Annotated in this window: 13 protein-coding genes and 1 pseudogene; 6 read left to right on the forward strand and 8 right to left on the reverse strand. The window is 61.3% G+C overall.

The genetic code is table 11. The annotated features are described in order from the left end of the window. The first annotated feature begins 156 nt into the window (after window positions 1-156). On the forward strand, window positions 157-753 hold the full coding sequence (locus CRO46_RS13995) for a MarR family winged helix-turn-helix transcriptional regulator (protein ID WP_244577898.1): 597 nt from the start codon (window positions 157-159) through the stop codon (window positions 751-753). Between the two features lie 168 nt (window positions 754-921). Here CRO46_RS13995 and CRO46_RS14000 read toward each other — a convergent pair whose 3' ends face one another. The 4 genes from CRO46_RS14000 to CRO46_RS14015 all read right to left on the reverse strand — a co-directional run bounded on the left by CRO46_RS14000 (window position 922) and on the right by CRO46_RS14015 (window position 3,441). Continuing rightward, window positions 922-1,449 carry a GNAT family N-acetyltransferase gene (locus CRO46_RS14000; protein WP_097108414.1) on the reverse strand — a complete coding sequence of 176 codons (528 nt, stop codon included), beginning with the start codon at window positions 1,447-1,449 and terminating at the stop codon, window positions 922-924. Between the two features lie 6 nt (window positions 1,450-1,455). After that, window positions 1,456-2,004: an XRE family transcriptional regulator gene (locus tag CRO46_RS14005; protein WP_097108415.1), complete on the reverse strand. Its 549-nt coding sequence runs from the start codon at window positions 2,002-2,004 to the stop codon at window positions 1,456-1,458. A 106-nt stretch (window positions 2,005-2,110) separates the two neighbouring features. Further along, window positions 2,111-3,145 (reverse strand): permease, encoded by a 1,035-nt coding sequence (locus CRO46_RS14010; protein ID WP_097108416.1) that lies wholly within the window; start codon window positions 3,143-3,145, stop codon window positions 2,111-2,113. Then, a complete protein-coding gene (locus CRO46_RS14015) occupies window positions 3,142-3,441 on the reverse strand; it encodes an ArsR/SmtB family transcription factor (RefSeq protein WP_097108417.1) in 300 nt (99 codons plus the stop codon). Before CRO46_RS14015 ends, CRO46_RS14010 begins: the two co-directional genes overlap by 4 nt. 139 nt (window positions 3,442-3,580) lie before the next feature. On the opposite strand from CRO46_RS14015, the gene CRO46_RS14020 reads away from it, so the two are divergent. Continuing rightward, the gene (locus CRO46_RS14020; protein WP_097108418.1) at window positions 3,581-4,969 is read left to right on the forward strand and encodes an HD-GYP domain-containing protein; all 1,389 of its coding nucleotides are present in this window, start codon (window positions 3,581-3,583) and stop codon (window positions 4,967-4,969) included. 272 nt (window positions 4,970-5,241) lie between these two features. On the opposite strand, the gene CRO46_RS14025 is transcribed toward CRO46_RS14020, so the two are convergent. Then, a complete protein-coding gene (locus CRO46_RS14025) occupies window positions 5,242-5,724 on the reverse strand; it encodes a DUF305 domain-containing protein (protein ID WP_244577899.1) in 483 nt (160 codons plus the stop codon). A gap of 126 nt (window positions 5,725-5,850) precedes the next feature. Then, a complete protein-coding gene (locus tag CRO46_RS14030; RefSeq protein WP_097108420.1) occupies window positions 5,851-7,440 on the reverse strand; it encodes a peptide chain release factor 3 in 1,590 nt (529 codons plus the stop codon). Between the two features lie 111 nt (window positions 7,441-7,551). Here CRO46_RS14030 and dut point away from each other — a divergent pair, with 111 nt between their 5' ends. The 3 genes from dut to cysK all read left to right on the forward strand — a co-directional run bounded on the left by dut (window position 7,552) and on the right by cysK (window position 10,395). After that, window positions 7,552-8,016, forward strand: a complete 465-nt coding sequence (dut, locus tag CRO46_RS14035) for a dUTP diphosphatase (protein ID WP_425479284.1) — start codon at window positions 7,552-7,554, stop codon at window positions 8,014-8,016. Then, window positions 8,013-9,017 carry a proline racemase family protein gene (locus CRO46_RS14040; RefSeq protein WP_097108422.1) on the forward strand — a complete coding sequence of 335 codons (1,005 nt, stop codon included), beginning with the start codon at window positions 8,013-8,015 and terminating at the stop codon, window positions 9,015-9,017. The genes dut and CRO46_RS14040 overlap by 4 nt, the downstream gene beginning before the upstream one ends. A 406-nt stretch (window positions 9,018-9,423) precedes the next feature. Beyond that, window positions 9,424-10,395 carry a cysteine synthase A gene (gene cysK, locus CRO46_RS14045; RefSeq protein ID WP_097108423.1) on the forward strand — a complete coding sequence of 324 codons (972 nt, stop codon included), beginning with the start codon at window positions 9,424-9,426 and terminating at the stop codon, window positions 10,393-10,395. An 89-nt stretch (window positions 10,396-10,484) separates the two neighbouring features. On the opposite strand, the pseudogene CRO46_RS14050 reads toward cysK, so the two are convergent. Then, a pseudogene (locus tag CRO46_RS14050) lies at window positions 10,485-12,017 on the reverse strand (YifB family Mg chelatase-like AAA ATPase). 410 nt (window positions 12,018-12,427) lie between these two features. Between CRO46_RS14050 and CRO46_RS14055 the strand changes: the two are divergent. Further along, window positions 12,428-12,730 carry a YciI family protein gene (locus CRO46_RS14055; RefSeq protein ID WP_097108424.1) on the forward strand — a complete coding sequence of 101 codons (303 nt, stop codon included), beginning with the start codon at window positions 12,428-12,430 and terminating at the stop codon, window positions 12,728-12,730. Window positions 12,731-12,741: 11 nt separating this feature from the next. Here the strand turns inward: CRO46_RS14055 and CRO46_RS14060 are convergent, their stop codons facing one another. Then, complete coding sequence (locus tag CRO46_RS14060) at window positions 12,742-14,442, reverse strand: mechanosensitive ion channel family protein (protein WP_179759066.1); 1,701 nt, start codon at window positions 14,440-14,442, stop codon at window positions 12,742-12,744. Window positions 14,443-14,457 lie beyond the last annotated feature (15 nt).

Consider the following 14,457-nt stretch of genomic DNA (forward strand, 5'->3'; position numbering starts at 1 on the left):
AATTCCGACAGGGCAAAATGCCGGGCCCAACTGACATCTCTCTTGGCGATGCGCTCGGGTTGACGAATCAGTGGTTCATTGCTGACGAGAACCCGCGATGATTGGGCGTCGGCGGTGGATTTGTGCAGCAACCTGAAATGTGCCAGTTAGAGGGCCATGCTGACCTCACCAGATGAAAAGGTGGCTGGCTTGAACTTTCTGCGTGGCTTGTATGAGAACCGCCTGTTGCTCCAGCCTCTTTCTGGCGGCTGGCGGCAGAGCAGGGGAAACCGAAACGAAATGGATTCCGGCATAAATCCCGGCGAGGTCATCGCCTTCTTCAATGAAGTTGCGATCATCGAGCAACTTGGAAAAACGTTGGCGGGGAAGACCCTGCCCGACGGACTTCATCCATCTCACTTTGCCATTATTATGCATCTCACGCGGGTTGGTGATGGAACGACCCCTCTCGGCCTCGCCAATGCCATGCAGGTGACCAAGGCAACGATGAGCCATTCGCTCAAAGTGCTGGAAAAGAGGGGCCTCATCCAGACCCTGCCGAGTGAAACGGATGCCCGCTCCAAAAAGGTCTTCCTCACCCCTGCCGGCCGGTCATTTCATATGGCGGCGATCGAGGCCCTGACGCACACTTTCAGGCATTTCCTGCGTTCGGAGCATCATCAGATCATGCTTTCAGTGCTGCCGGGGCTGGTCACCATTCGCAAGCTTCTCGACGAAAACCGCGTGCCCCGATCCGAAGATGAGGTGCAGTGACATTGTTTCCGCGTAGCCTTGGTGATGCTCCGGGTGCGCTCCGTTTTCGTTCTGGCCCGCGCAGTCCCGGAGCCCGACCGGCATGCTTTCTCATATTGTTACAGCGACCTTTGCGCATCCGATTGGATGCGCGGCGCTGTAGGCAAAACGTTGCCTGTTGCGGAGATGTCAAAGCGTCTTGTACATGTAGGTCGTGGCGTGCTGCGCCTTGCCGTCGGGATCCAGCGCGTAGCCAGGGATTACGCCTGCGGTCCGGTAGCCCGTCGCCTTGTAAAGCGGCTCGGCCTTGTCGCCGGTCTTCGTGTCGAGGGTGACCAGTGTTTTGCCGGCTGCTCGTGCCTCCGCATCGAGCGCGTGCATCAGGGCTCGGCCAATTCCCTTTCGCCTTGCCGACGGGTGAACCATCATCTTGGCTACCTCGCAGCGATGTGGCTGGTTTACGGGCAGCGCCGTGATCAGTTGAACCGACCCCACCGTCTTGCCATCCAGCCTGGCGACCAGCAGCCTTCGCCGTCCGGCCCGCACCTCGGGAAACACCTGTTCGTTGAAGAACGCCAGTCCGTCAGCACGGGAGAACGGCTGCATGTAGCCCACGGCTGCTCCGTCCTGCACCGTCTCTGCCATGATCTCTGCCAGGGCGTCTGCGTGAGCGTCGAGTTCTTCGACGAAAAGACAATGAATGCCGACGCTGGTCATGACACCTCACACGAGTAGGATCAGGTAGGTTGCGGGATCGACCCCGGTCTGGAACTTCGATGGCCCGAACAGCTGGTAGCGCAGGCAGTCGCCGGGCTCCAGATGGTGTTCGTCGTCATCTACACTGACCGTCAGGGCGCCAGACAGCATCATCAGATGATGCTCATGTCCCGGAACCGATGGCGCTGTGTAGGAGATCATCTGGTAGGCGTCGAGCGTGCAATGCACCACTTCCGCGGACAGGCCGCCGCTTGGCGGCGACACCACCTTGCGCGAGAAGCCGTTGTCGGCATCGTGCCATACACTCTGTTCCGCAGCCTTGATCAGCGGCGTGAACGGCGCTTCTATTGGTGTCAGCAGTTGCGAGATTGTCATCCGGTAAGCGGACGACAGACTGCCCAGCGTGTCGGCTGTCGGGCTCACCTCGGCGTTCTCCACCCGCGACAGGGTCGAGCGGCTGACACCGCTCACATCCGCCAGTTCCTGCAGCGACCAACCGCGCATCAGGCGAACCTGCTTCAACCGCTCCGCCAGCCTGTCGTTGAGATTCTCCACGTGTCATCCCATAATCAGGAAAAATTCCTGTTTATGGGATAGATAGGTTTGACTTTACCGTCAAGCCTCTTGCGCCAGTATGCTGATGCAACCGAAGGCCTTGGTCTCAAACCACCATCTGGAAAACGATGCCTGAGACTATGCCACCGGTAACCCCGAGGCCGAGATAGGCGGCGAAGACCGGCTTGCGGACCAGCGACCAGACAGCTGCCATTGCCGGAACCGAACTGACCGCTCCGGCGATCATGAACGACATCGCAGCACCAGTGCTCATGCCCTGCTCCATCAGGCCCGCCAGCAGCGGTGGGGCCACATAGGAATTGAGATAGGCAGGCATGCCCACCAGCGCCGCGATGCCGATCGGCACGACGCCTTCGCCACCCACCAGCCCGGCGATCATCTCGGCCGGCACATAGGTAACCAGCAGCGCTTCAAGCACATAGGCGAGTGCCAGCCACTTGATCAGGAACACGCCATTGCTGACCAGTTCGTCGCGGAATGTGGCACGGCGTGGCGAATCACGCCAGAACCGCCAGACCGGCCTGCCAGAATACGGGTCCGGCCCGCAGCCACAGCGCGATTGCCTTACGGCCTTGAGCGGATCGGAGAACCAGCCAGCCGCCATCGCCGCCTTGATCGCAAACCCGCCCGAAAGCCCCAGCGCCACCGCGATCACCGCCTTGCCGATTGCAAATGGCCACCCCAGCGCTGCCGCCGTGATCAGCAATGTCGGCGGATCGATCAGCGGAGACGACAGCCAGAACGCCATCACAGCCGACAACGGTGCGCCCAGCGCCAGCAGCCCGGCGATGAACGGAATGACTTCGCACGAACAAAACGGCGCCAGCCCGCCAAACAAGCCCGCCATCACGATCATTCGCGTTTCACGGCCCTTGAAGGCGTCAGCGATAACCGATTCCGCGCCCGCCGCCTTCAACCCGGCAATCAGCATGACGGCAAGACCGATGTATGGAAGGGTGCCAACAAACGCACGGGCGGCAAAGCTGACGACTGCTTCAAGCAGAGCCGGATCGAGGACGGCCACCGCCAGCAATGCCAGCACGATCACGGTCCACGGTGTCGCGAGCCAATCCTTTATGTTTGCGCGCGAAGTTCCTGTTGTCTGGGTGACGTCAGTCATGGCTTCGGCTCCGCTTCGGTACAACAGTTTTCCAGGATGAAACCGGCCAACAGGCTCAGATGGGCGAAGTTTGCCGTGCTCATGATCACCCGTCCCTGTTTGCGTTGAACAATGAGGTTGGCAGCTGAGAGAAATTTCAGGTGATGTGCCAGCGTCGACGCCGAGATACCGGTTCGCTGCTGGATATCGCCAACCCGCAATCCTGGTTCACCGGCGCGAACCAGGGTCTGGAGCACCTCGAGCCGGGATTCAGAGCCCATTGCCGAAAACCCCAGGGCTGCTTCCGTCACATTCATGCACGCACTCCTATTAATTCGAAAAAACTAGTTATATCGAATTAATTGGCTTGGCAAGCGACGGTTTCGACAAAAATGCCGTGCCGGTAAAGGCTTCTTAAGTTGCCGGTTGTACACACGTTTCGCAAAGGGGGGCGCCATGAGCACCAGTCTGTATCTTGCCCGGACCGCGCAAAATCGCCCGCAAGGCTTCAGGCTGGCCGAACTACTCGGTGCGTTCAGCTACGCACTGGATCTGACCGAGGGTCAGCCTGCAGGCCACTGCCTTCGCGGCTGCTTTATCGGCACCCGTATCGGTGAGGCGCTAAAACTGCCCGATGAAGAGCTCAAGGACCTCTACTACACCTTGTTGCTCAAGGATTTGGGTTGCTCCAGCAATGCGGCGCGCATCTGCGAGCTCTACCTGGCGGATGACATCGCCTTCAAACGGGATTTCAAAACCATCGACTCGTCGATGAGCGCCGCGCTGCGTTTTGTCTTCGCCCAGACAGGGCTCGAAGCTGGCCTCGGCGAGCGCATCCGAACGCTTATCAGCGTCATCCAGAAATCCGGAAAAATTGCCCGCGAGGTCATGCAGACGCGCTGTCATCGTGGTGCCGACATTGCCGCGCGCATGCACTTCTCCCGACCGGTGCAGACCGGCATTCTCTCGCTTGATGAACATTGGGATGGTTCTGGCCAGCCGCAGGGCCTTAAGCAACGGCAAATTCCGCAGTTATCCAACATTGCGCTGCTGTCGCAGGTCATTGATGTCTTTCATGCCGAAGGGGGCCCGCCTGCAGCCCTTGGCGAAGCTGTCGCCCGCTCCGGAGTCTGGTTCGATCCCGATCTCGTCACAGCCTTCGTCACCGCACAGCAAGCACCGGATTTCTGGCCGTTGCTCGCTTCACCTGATCTCGAGACGCGCGTCTTCTCCATGACCCCGGCACTGCAATCCGCTCCCGTTGGCGAGGATTACCTCGATGACATTGCAGCAGCATTTGCCGATGTGGTCGATGCCAAGAGCCCCTTCACCGCGGACCACTCCAATCGTGTCACACTGTATTCCGACATGATAGCGGAGGAGTTCGGGCTGAGCCCCGATCACCGCCGTTGGCTCCGTCGCGCGGCCCTTCTGCACGAATTCGGGAAACTCGCCATCTCCAACCAGATACTCGACAAGTCAGGCAAACTCGATGCCGGGGAATGGGAGGCGATCAAGCGGCACCCACTGGAGAGCGCGGCCATCCTTGGTCGAGTCGCGGCATTCGCCGATATAGCTCCCATCGCCGCTGCCCACCACGAGCGGCTTGATGGCAAGGGCTATCCGCATGGTCTGAAAGGCGAGGAGATCTGTCTGGAGGTCCGTATCCTGACCGTTGCCGATGTGTTCGACGCGCTCACCGCCGAGCGCCCCTACCGCGCCGCCATGCCGATTGCAAAGGCGCTCGCGATTCTCGATGCGGACGCTGGCACCGCTTTCGACCCTGACTGCATCGCTGCACTCAAGTCAGGCCTCGCTAAACTCGCCGTCACCGCTGCTGCCTGAGCCCTGCACTTCCTGCAGACGGAGAGCTTTGCTCGCCTGCGCAAGGGAGCGGAAGCAGCGAGAGACGGATCGCGCCGGCCGTCTATGACGGAGCTGCGGCACTGGTTGCCTTCCGTCCTGGGTTTTGGTCTGTCCGCTCAGGCGTCCTTGAGCCTACCGCAGCGAACAACTGCCGGATCGAGGTTCGCCGGTCTACTGGACGCCGCAGGTTGCAACCTCGCCCAACAGCGTCCCGCGAAGTTCGGCGCTGCGCGGTGCTGGGGGAGCCCCCCCTACCTGCCGCCAATCTCCTTGGGTGCTATCTGCCCGACGTTCAGGTCGGCGATCAGCGTTTCCAACTCGGCGATCTCGATGCGCGGTGCGTCGATGGTGTCACCGGCAAGGTTGTGCGACTTGGGATCGGAAGTATCTGCCCGAGAGTTGATCAGGATGGCGGTCGAATGATGCGGGATCATCGCCTTCGTCCATGCTTCGTCATCGACCGGGGCCTGGCTGCGGACCAGGTAGAGCGAGCCAGCAAAGACCAGCGCTGCTGCCCCGAAGATGGCAGCGTTGAGCCTGGTGTTCTTGTACATGCCGAGCGTGAAGGACAGCATCACCGCTGCCATGGCCGCCCCGATATAGGGCGCCCACCACATCGGTGTTTGGCTGAACCAGACATGGTCGGCGGCAAAGGTGTTGAGATTCAACAGCCCGACCATCACCAGCGTCGAAGTGGTGATCATGGCTGCGAGGCGGATACAGGATGTGGACACGTCGTTCCCCCAAAACGTGCGACAGTAGCTTTCATCAACGCGGGGGCGGGCGGATGGTTCCAGCCGTATGTAGAATTTGTGAGCAGGGAGGAAAAACCGGCACGGGGTATACCCGCGCCGTCCAGCTCAGGCAGCCTTGGTGACGTGGTATTCCTTGATCGCCACCATTTCGATCATCCTCCAGCGCTCCGCCTCGTAATTGAGCGAGAACTGGTCCGAGGCCAGAAACACAGGATCACCATCCAGATCGCGGGCGATGTCGCCGCGATGGTTGGTGATGAAACGTTCGAGATCGGACTTGTCCGGCGCCGAGATCCATCGGCAGATCGAAAACCGCGCCATCTCGAAACTCACCGGCAGGCCGTATTCCGCCTGAAGACGCTCCTTCAGTACGTCGAGCTGCAGGGCGCCGACCACGCCGACAATCGCCGGCGATCCGTCTTCGGGCGAAAACAGTTGCACCACGCCTTCCTCGGCCATCTGCTGCAAGGCTTCCTTCAGCTTCTTTGCCTTCATAGCGTCCTCGAGCCTGACCCGGCGCAGGATTTCCGGCGCGAAGTTCGGCACACCCTGGAACACCAGTGCCTCGCCCTCGGTCAGTGTGTCGCCGATGCGAAGCGTTCCGTGGTTCGGAATGCCGACCACGTCGCCGGCATAGGCGGTATCGGCGATCTGCCGCTGCGAGGCGAAGAAGAACTGCGGTGCCGACAGCCCCATCGGCTTGCCGGTGCGTGCCAGCCGCGCCTTCATGCCGCGCTGAAGCCTGCCCGAGCACACCCGCACAAAGGCGATGCGGTCCCGGTGGTTGGGATCCATATTGGCCTGGATCTTGAACACGAAGGCTGTCATTTTCGGGTCGGTCGCTTCCACCGTGCGCGTATCCGCCACCTGCGCCCGCGGCTGCGGCGCAAACTTGCCGAGTGCGTTGATCAGGTCGCGCACACCGAAATTCCTCAGTGCCGAGCCGAAATAGACCGGTGTGAGATGACCTTCACGAAACGCCTCCAGATCGAACGGCTTGCAGGCTTCGACTGCAAGGCTGGTTTCCTCGACGAAGGTCTCGCGCTCGTTTTCCGGCAGGAGCCCTGCGACCTTGTCCGATTCCGGGCCGTTTACCGGCGTCAGGTCTGTTTCCTTGTCGGATTGGCGGATGGCGGAACTGGCCAGATGATAGGTGCCCGAAAAACTCTTTCCCTGCCCGATCGGCCAGGTCATCGGTGCACAATCGAGCGCCAGTTTCTGCTCTACCTCGTCAAGAATCTCGAACGGGTTGCGCGCCTCGCGGTCCATCTTGTTGACGAAGGTGATGATTGGAATGTCGCGAAGCCGGCAGACCTCGAACAGCTTCAGCGTCCGCGGCTCGATGCCCTTGGCCGCATCGATCACCATCACAGCCGCGTCGACAGCCGTCAGCGTGCGGTAGGTATCGTCGGCGAAGTCCTCGTGGCCCGGGGTGTCGAGCAGGTTGAAGACGTGGTTGTCGTATTCGAACGTCATCACCGAGGTGACCACAGAGATACCGCGCTCGCGCTCGATCTTCATCCAGTCCGAGCGGGTCTGGATCCGGTCCTTCTTGGCCTTGACCTCACCTGCCAGCTGAATCGCGCCGCCGAACAGCAAGAGCTTTTCGGTCAGTGTAGTCTTGCCCGCGTCCGGGTGGGAGATGATGGCGAAGGTGCGGCGGCGGCCGACTTCCTCGGCAAGTGGTTCGGGCATCGTCTGACAAATCCTGTTGATTGCGCTGCCTTCTATCGTCTTGCTGCCCGCCATGCAATTGACCTCGGGCACCCAGGGGTAAAAGCTTGGACCATGACCCAGCCTGACACCATGTTCCGAGCCGAGCCTGAACTGCTTGTCGTCCGCCTACCGCACGGTGAGGGGCTCGATCTTCCAACCTATGAAACTGAAGGATCCGCAGGCTTGGACCTGCGCGCTGCAGTCGGGGAAGGAGAGTCGTTGGAAGTCGCCCCCGGCGGCCGTTTCGCTGTGCCCACAGGCCTGGTCATGCAGATCCCGCAAGGTTTTGAAGGGCAGGTCCGTCCGCGCTCCGGCCTGGCGCTTAAACATGGTATTACCTGCCTCAATACGCCCGGAACTATCGACAGTGATTACCGTGGCGAGGTCAAGGTGATCCTCGCCAATCTCGGTACCGAGCCGTTTGTGGTCAACCGCGGCATGAGGATTGCGCAGCTGGTCATCGCGCCGGTGGTGCAGGCCCGGATAAGTCTACGGGATGCGGTGGATGAAACCATCCGCGGCGACGGCGGCTTCGGTTCCACGGGAACGGCATGAGCGGCGCGCTGACCGTCATTGACATGCACACCGGTGGCGAGCCGCTCAGGATTATCACCGGTGGTTATCCCGAATTGCCGCAAGGCACGATCCTCGAAAAGCGCGCCTATGTCCGCGACCATCTCGATCAATTCCGAAGGATCCTGATGTTCGAGCCGCGCGGCCATGCGGACATGTATGGCGCGCTGCTGGTCGAGCCGGATCTGCCTGATGCCGATCTGGCGGTGCTGTTCATGCACAATGAGGGCTATTCCACCATGTGCGGCCACGCCATCATCGCGCTCGGGCGCTATGCCGTGGATCAGGGGCTGGTTCCTCCGGGCGAGGGCATGACCCACGTCAACATCGAATGCCCCTGCGGCATGATCCGTGCCGAGGTTTCGATGTCCGGCTACAAGGCAACGGATGTCTCCTTTGAAAGTGTGCCGTCGTTCCTGTTTGCCCGTGATCAGTTGCTTTCCATTGGGCATTGGGGCGAGATCAGTTTCGACATCGCCTATGGCGGTGCGTTCTACGCGCTGGCGGATGCAAGCCAGTTCGGGCTCGCTTTCGGCCGTGATCCGGTGGCGGCATTTGTCGAGGCTGCCGACCAGCTGACCAGTGCGGCGCAAGCGGCCGTTCCGCTCAGCCACCCCGAAGCTGACGATCTGGCTTTTCTCTACGGCACAATTCTGACTGACGGCAGGGATGCCTTCACGGATCAGCCGACCCGCAATATCTGCGTCTTCGCCGAACGCCAGGTCGACCGTTCACCCACGGGTTCAGGGGTCACCGCCAGACTGGCAGCGATGCATGCCCGTGGCCAGATCGTTGTTGGCCAGACGCGAAGGTTCGACAGTATCATCGGCAGCCGGTTTTCAGGGGCGGTCGCTTCGGAGACGACCTGCGGCCCGCACCCGGCGGTCACCGCTCGTGTGTCGGGCAGGGCGTTTTATTCAGGCAGAGCCGAGTTCACCATTGAACAGGATGACCCGCTGGCAGGCGGGTTTCTGGTTCGCTGAACTGTTGCTCTGATTTGCTGATTCGCACAGGCTCGGCGGCTTGATGATTGTCAGGGCTGTAAGCCGCTGTCTGTAGAGGGCCCGCCCGGCAGCAGCAGGCCGGAAAAATCTGCGCGGGCTATGCGCAAACGATAACGCCTTGGAAACGCGAAATTATCTCGGTCTGGCCAGCGACCTTACGGTGGATCGAGTTGCCGAGGCGCCGTGCCGGGCAGGATCCGGCAATCCTGATCCCTGCTGTCGGATGTCGCCCTTGGGCGAAGCAGCCGTTGGTGCGGAATTTCATTCTCATTGTCACAAGATGGAGAGATTTTTTTCGCGCCGCTGAGCCATGCCGGTTGATTGCATTGGCTGGTGCGGTGTTTGGGGCTGACCTAGACTTGCGCCAACAACAAGGAGAATTTTTATGTCCGCCTACTCTGATGAAGCGCCCGGCCGCGGCCGAATTTACGACTCGATTGTCGACACTATTGGCAACACGCCCCTCGTCCGGCTCGGCAAGCTTGCCGCCGAGGATGGCGTCAAGGCGGAGCTTCTCGCCAAGCTCGAATTCTTCAATCCGATCGCCTCGGTCAAGGACCGCATCGGCGTCGCTATGATCGAAAGCCTTGAGGCGCAGGGCAAGATTGCTTCCGGCAAGACCACGCTGGTCGAGCCCACTTCCGGCAATACCGGGATCGCGCTGGCCTTTGCCGCTGCCGCCAAGGGCTACCGGCTGATCCTGACCATGCCTGAAACCATGTCGGTGGAACGCCGCAAGATGCTGGCGCTGCTTGGCGCCGAACTGGTGCTGACGGAAGGCCCCAAGGGCATGAAGGGTGCCATTGCGAGGGCCGAGGAATTGCTTGCCGAAATCCCTGATTCGGTGATGCCGCAGCAGTTCGAGAACCCGGCCAATCCCGAGATTCACCGCAACACCACGGCACTGGAAATCTGGAACGATACAAGTGGCGGCATCGACATTCTCGTCTCAGGCATTGGCACCGGTGGTACCATCACCGGCGTTGGCCAGGTGCTCAAGGACAGGAAGCCCGGCGTCCAGATCGTGGCGGTGGAACCGGCCGATTCGCCGGTGCTGTCGGGTGGCAATCCCGGCCCGCACAAGATCCAGGGCATCGGAGCGGGCTTTGCTCCAGGTGTGCTTGATACCGGCATCTACGACGAGATCGCCAAGGTGACCAATGACGAAGCCTTCGAGATGGCACGCCGCGTGGCAAAGCTAGAGGGCCTGCCGGTTGGCATCTCGTCCGGTGCGGCGCTGACCGCTGCCGTCCGGGTCGGTCAGCGTCCGGAGAATGAAGGCAAGCAGGTCGTCGTCATCATCCCGTCCTTTGCCGAGCGCTATCTCTCCACCGCATTGTTTGACGGTCTGGGCTGACCCGCCACCCATTCGCGTCAGGAACCGTACTCAAGGTATGGCGATAGGAACCGTGCGGGCAGGCCACACCGGTCTGCCCCGTTTCTGTTTCACGCCGCCACCGACACCCGCTCTGCTGCGATCCGGTAGGAAATCGCTTCGGCGAGGTGAATCCGTCCAACCGTCTGGGCGCCATCAAGATCAGCGAGCGTCCGCGCCACTTTGAGGATGCGGTGGTAGGCGCGCGCCGAAAACCGCATCTTTTCCGCGGCATCTTTAAGCAGCGTCTGCCCGCCCGCATCCGGCTGGGCTACCTGCTCCACCAGCGAGGTCGAGCATTGGGAATTGGTGCGGATATCCGGACGGCCGATGTCGCGGTAACGCGCTTGCTGCATGCTACGGGCCGCCGCCACGCGGGCGGCAACATCGGCGCTGCTCTCGGCTGCCTGCGGCGCAATCAGGTCCTGTGCGGTGACGGCCGGGACATCGATGCGGATATCGATCCGGTCCATCAGCGGGCCTGATATCCGGCCCTGGTAATCGGCCTGGCAGCGCGGACCGCGGGCGCAGGAGTGCCCGGGTTCGCCGGCCATGCCGCATCAGCAGGGATTCATCGCCGCAATCAGCTGGATATTGGCCGGATAGCTGACCCGGTGATTGGCCCGGGCGATGACGCTCTCGCCGTTTTCCAGCGGCTGCCTGAGCGAGTCCAGCACCTGCGGTGTGAATTCCGGAAACTCGTCGAGAAACAGGATGCCGTTATGGGCCAACGACACCTCGCCGGGCCGGGCGCGCAGGCCGCCGCCAAGCATGGCGGCCATCGAGGCCGAGTGGTGCGGCGCCCGGAACGGCCGCCGGTCCGACAGCTTGCCGCCGGCCAGTTGCCCGGCGATGGAATGGATCATCGAGACTTCCAGCAGTTCGGGCGCCGACAGCGGCGGCAAAATCGAGGGAAGCCGGGCGGCAAGCATCGATTTGCCCGAACCGGGTGGCCCCACCATGATCAGGTTGTGCCCTCCGGCCGCTGCCACCTCGAGCGCGCGCTTGGCGGTTTCCTGGCCCTTGATGTCCGACAGATCCGGTATGTTAGCGGGCGCTGCCCGCATCGCTGGAACCGGACGAGACAGGACCTGCGTGCCGCGAAAATGGTTGGCGATGGCGATCAGCGAGCGCGGCGCCAGAATGTCGATCTCCTCGCCGGCCCAGGCTGCTTCCGGCCCGCTTTCAAGGGGGCAGATCAGGCCCTTGCCCAGCGCGTTGGCGCCGATTGCCGCGGGCAGCGCGCCGGCCACACTGGCAATGGTACCATCAAGCGAGAGTTCGCCCAGCACCACATAGCCGTCGAGTGCATCACCCGGTATGGCGCCGAGTGCTGCCATCAGCCCCAGCGCGATCGGCAGGTCGAAATGGCTTCCCTCCTTGGGCAGGTCGGCAGGCGCCAGGTTGACGGTTACCTTCTTGGCCGGCAGCGACAGGCCGGATGCGTGCAAGGCCGATTGTACCCGCTCTCGGCTCTCGGCCACGGCCTTGTCGGGCAGGCCGACAATCTGCATGCCCACCTTGCCCGGTGCGACCATCACCTGAACATCGACCGGCACCGCCTCGATGCCCTGAAATGAAACCGTACTGACCCGCGCGACCATGTCCTGAGCCCCTTCATGTTGCCTGTCCATCCGCGCCGGGAGGCAGAGCAGTACCCGTTATGCGCGATCCAGGTTGAATTGAAACACGGTATGCGGAATATAACAAGAACAATATGGCAACGAATACACCATTAAGGCGAGACAGGTTGTGTCGGGTTGTGGCGGTGAGAACATCGAATTGAAGCGGAAACGGCAGCTGAGCCACTCGCGTCCGAGGACCGGCACGTCCCTTTGATTGGACGGCCCGGCCCGTGTCAGACCCAGAATTGTGCTGTGTTCACAAGTTAGTTGGCCGCTCGGGTACAAAATCCGGGGAAACCTGATTAGGGGAGGGGCGAAGTCCGGGCGGCTCCGGACAATTCGGCAGCGGGCCGGATGTTTTATGAAACCAAACGATTTCGGAGATCGCCATGGCATTTCTTGAAGACGGAGACCATCTCTTCGTCATCGACCTTACCTATATCGCATCACTGGAAATGGTTGATCAGCTGGTCCCCTCGCACAAGGCATTCGTCGAGCGTGGTTATGCGTCAGGCCTGTTCCTTGCCTCTGGCGCCAAGGTTCCGCGCACTGGAGGGGTCATCATCGCCCGCGGGCGGAATTTGAAAGACATCGAGGCGCTGATCACCGGCGACCCGTTCCACATGGCCCGGGTGGCAAAATACCGGATAACCGAGTTCGAATCCGGCAACATCGCAGATGCACTGAAGTAGCCCGGTCTCCGTCATGCGTCGGATTCAGCTTCGGGCTTATGCCTGCTGTCGTTGTCCCGCTCCTTTTCTGCTTGAGCGGTGAAATCGGACAACCTGCTTTCGCGATCCGCCGGCAGGTACTGCATGCCCTGGCTCCGATCCAGCTCGAGCTCGCGCGCAGCCTTCAGCATCGCCTCGCGCAGCTCGCATTCCATGGACCAGGCAGTCAGCGGTTCTTCCGCAGTGGCGTAGAAACCGACAAGCATGCCGGTTGAGTCATGATCGACCACGAGCACCCGCGCGGCGTCCTTGTCGATCACCTTGTCATTGCTTTCGACGAATTGCTCGAAGCGCGCGCGCAAGGCGTCGATATCGGCGCTGTGATGCAGCCGCAACCGGACAACCTTGGTCATGTTCGGATCCCGCTTGGTCCAGTTTTCGAACGGCTCGGACACGAAGTAGGTCACCGGCACAATCAGTCGGCGCTTGTCCCAGGTTTTCAACTGCACATAGGTGAAATTGATCTTCTCGACATAACACCAGCGGTTCTCGAAAAAGAGCGAGTCACCGACTGCCGCCGTCTTGGAAATGGCGATCTGCAGGCTGGCCATGATGTTGCTCAGTGCCGAGCGTGCCGCATAGGCCAGGATCAGCGTTGCCACGCCGGCCGAACCGATCAGCGCCACGCCAGTGGTGGCGAAAAGGTTGATCTGGGTCATCAACAGGCCGGCAGCAAACACCACTGCCAGCACGATGCCGATCCGCCGAAAGGCGGAGAGATTGGTCTGAAACGCCCGCATCTCGCGGTTTTCGGGTTTCTCCAGCTCGGCGATGTCCCGAATCAGGGTGCGTTCCAGGATCATGTCGATGGTCTGGACGAACACCGCCAGGCCGCCGCCAAACAGGATCAGCAACATCAGCGGTCCGAGGAAGGTATCAATGGTCGCCGAAAACACGAACAGGTGCCGTTGCAAGAGGTAGCCGACTATGGCGCCGGTCAGAATTGCCAGCGGCGATGCCAGCCTTCGAAGCAACCGACCGGAAATGCGCGGCTTCAGCCGGTCTCCGGTGTTGCGGAAGACCCGGTAGACCAGCCAGCCTGCAAGCACCGAGCTGATCAGCAACAACGGAGTCGCGATCAACTGCCACGCTGCCAGGCCGGTGGCGACCTGCTTGCGCGCCCAGTCCGGCAGCGATTCCTCGAACCAGTTCTCACCGTAAAGTTCATGCAGTGCCGGCAGATTTTCGACGGTCTGCGCGGCAAACACCCAGACGGGGGCACCGTCTGCCGGCTTGACCCGTTCCAGACGGATCGGAACCGGGCGGTCTTCAAGGTCGATCAGCGCCAGCCGGATCGAGCGCCGGGGCTGTCCTGCCATCAGCGCCTTTGGGCTTGCCGTGATATCGAGCCCGTCTGGCCGGTCCGGGATGTCTTCCCATTTGAGCCAGACCTTGCGGGCGAGGATTTGCTCGAGCTGACGTGCTCTCTCAATCCCGACGCGCTGCTGGTTGCCTGGTCCGATCTGGCTGAGGTCAAGCAGGTGAGCAGCCGTCGCATGGTCTCCGGCCTTGGCATGGTACAGAAAACTCTCGACCGTGGCCTGCGGCGTGTCGCGGTTGATACGTCCACCGTCGCCGAGACCGGGATTGAGCGTCTCGACTTCGAAATAGGTGTTGCCTGAGCCGCTCTGCTGCGCAGCAGCAATCCCGGTCGCTCCCGTGCAGGGAGCCACCAGGATAGTCAGTAT

It is taken from the genome of Parahoeflea halophila (assembly GCF_900220985.1).
GTDB lineage: Bacteria > Pseudomonadota > Alphaproteobacteria > Rhizobiales > Rhizobiaceae > Hoeflea > Hoeflea halophila.

Coding starts and splice junctions, on each gene's coding strand:
- CRO46_RS14015 (WP_097108417.1), bottom strand. CDS start 3,441: ATGAATGTGACGGAAGCAGCCCTGGGGTTTTCGGCAATGGGCTCTGAA.
- CRO46_RS14000 (WP_097108414.1), bottom strand. CDS start 1,449: ATGACCAGCGTCGGCATTCATTGTCTTTTCGTCGAAGAACTCGACGCT.
- dut (WP_425479284.1), top strand. CDS start 7,552: ATGTTCCGAGCCGAGCCTGAACTGCTTGTCGTCCGCCTACCGCACGGT.
- CRO46_RS14010 (WP_097108416.1), bottom strand. CDS start 3,145: ATGACTGACGTCACCCAGACAACAGGAACTTCGCGCGCAAACATAAAG.
- CRO46_RS14055 (WP_097108424.1), top strand. CDS start 12,428: ATGGCATTTCTTGAAGACGGAGACCATCTCTTCGTCATCGACCTTACC.
- CRO46_RS14020 (WP_097108418.1), top strand. CDS start 3,581: ATGAGCACCAGTCTGTATCTTGCCCGGACCGCGCAAAATCGCCCGCAA.
- CRO46_RS14040 (WP_097108422.1), top strand. CDS start 8,013: ATGAGCGGCGCGCTGACCGTCATTGACATGCACACCGGTGGCGAGCCG.
- cysK (WP_097108423.1), top strand. CDS start 9,424: ATGTCCGCCTACTCTGATGAAGCGCCCGGCCGCGGCCGAATTTACGAC.
- CRO46_RS13995 (WP_244577898.1), top strand. CDS start 157: ATGCTGACCTCACCAGATGAAAAGGTGGCTGGCTTGAACTTTCTGCGT.
- CRO46_RS14030 (WP_097108420.1), bottom strand. CDS start 7,440: ATGCCCGAACCACTTGCCGAGGAAGTCGGCCGCCGCCGCACCTTCGCC.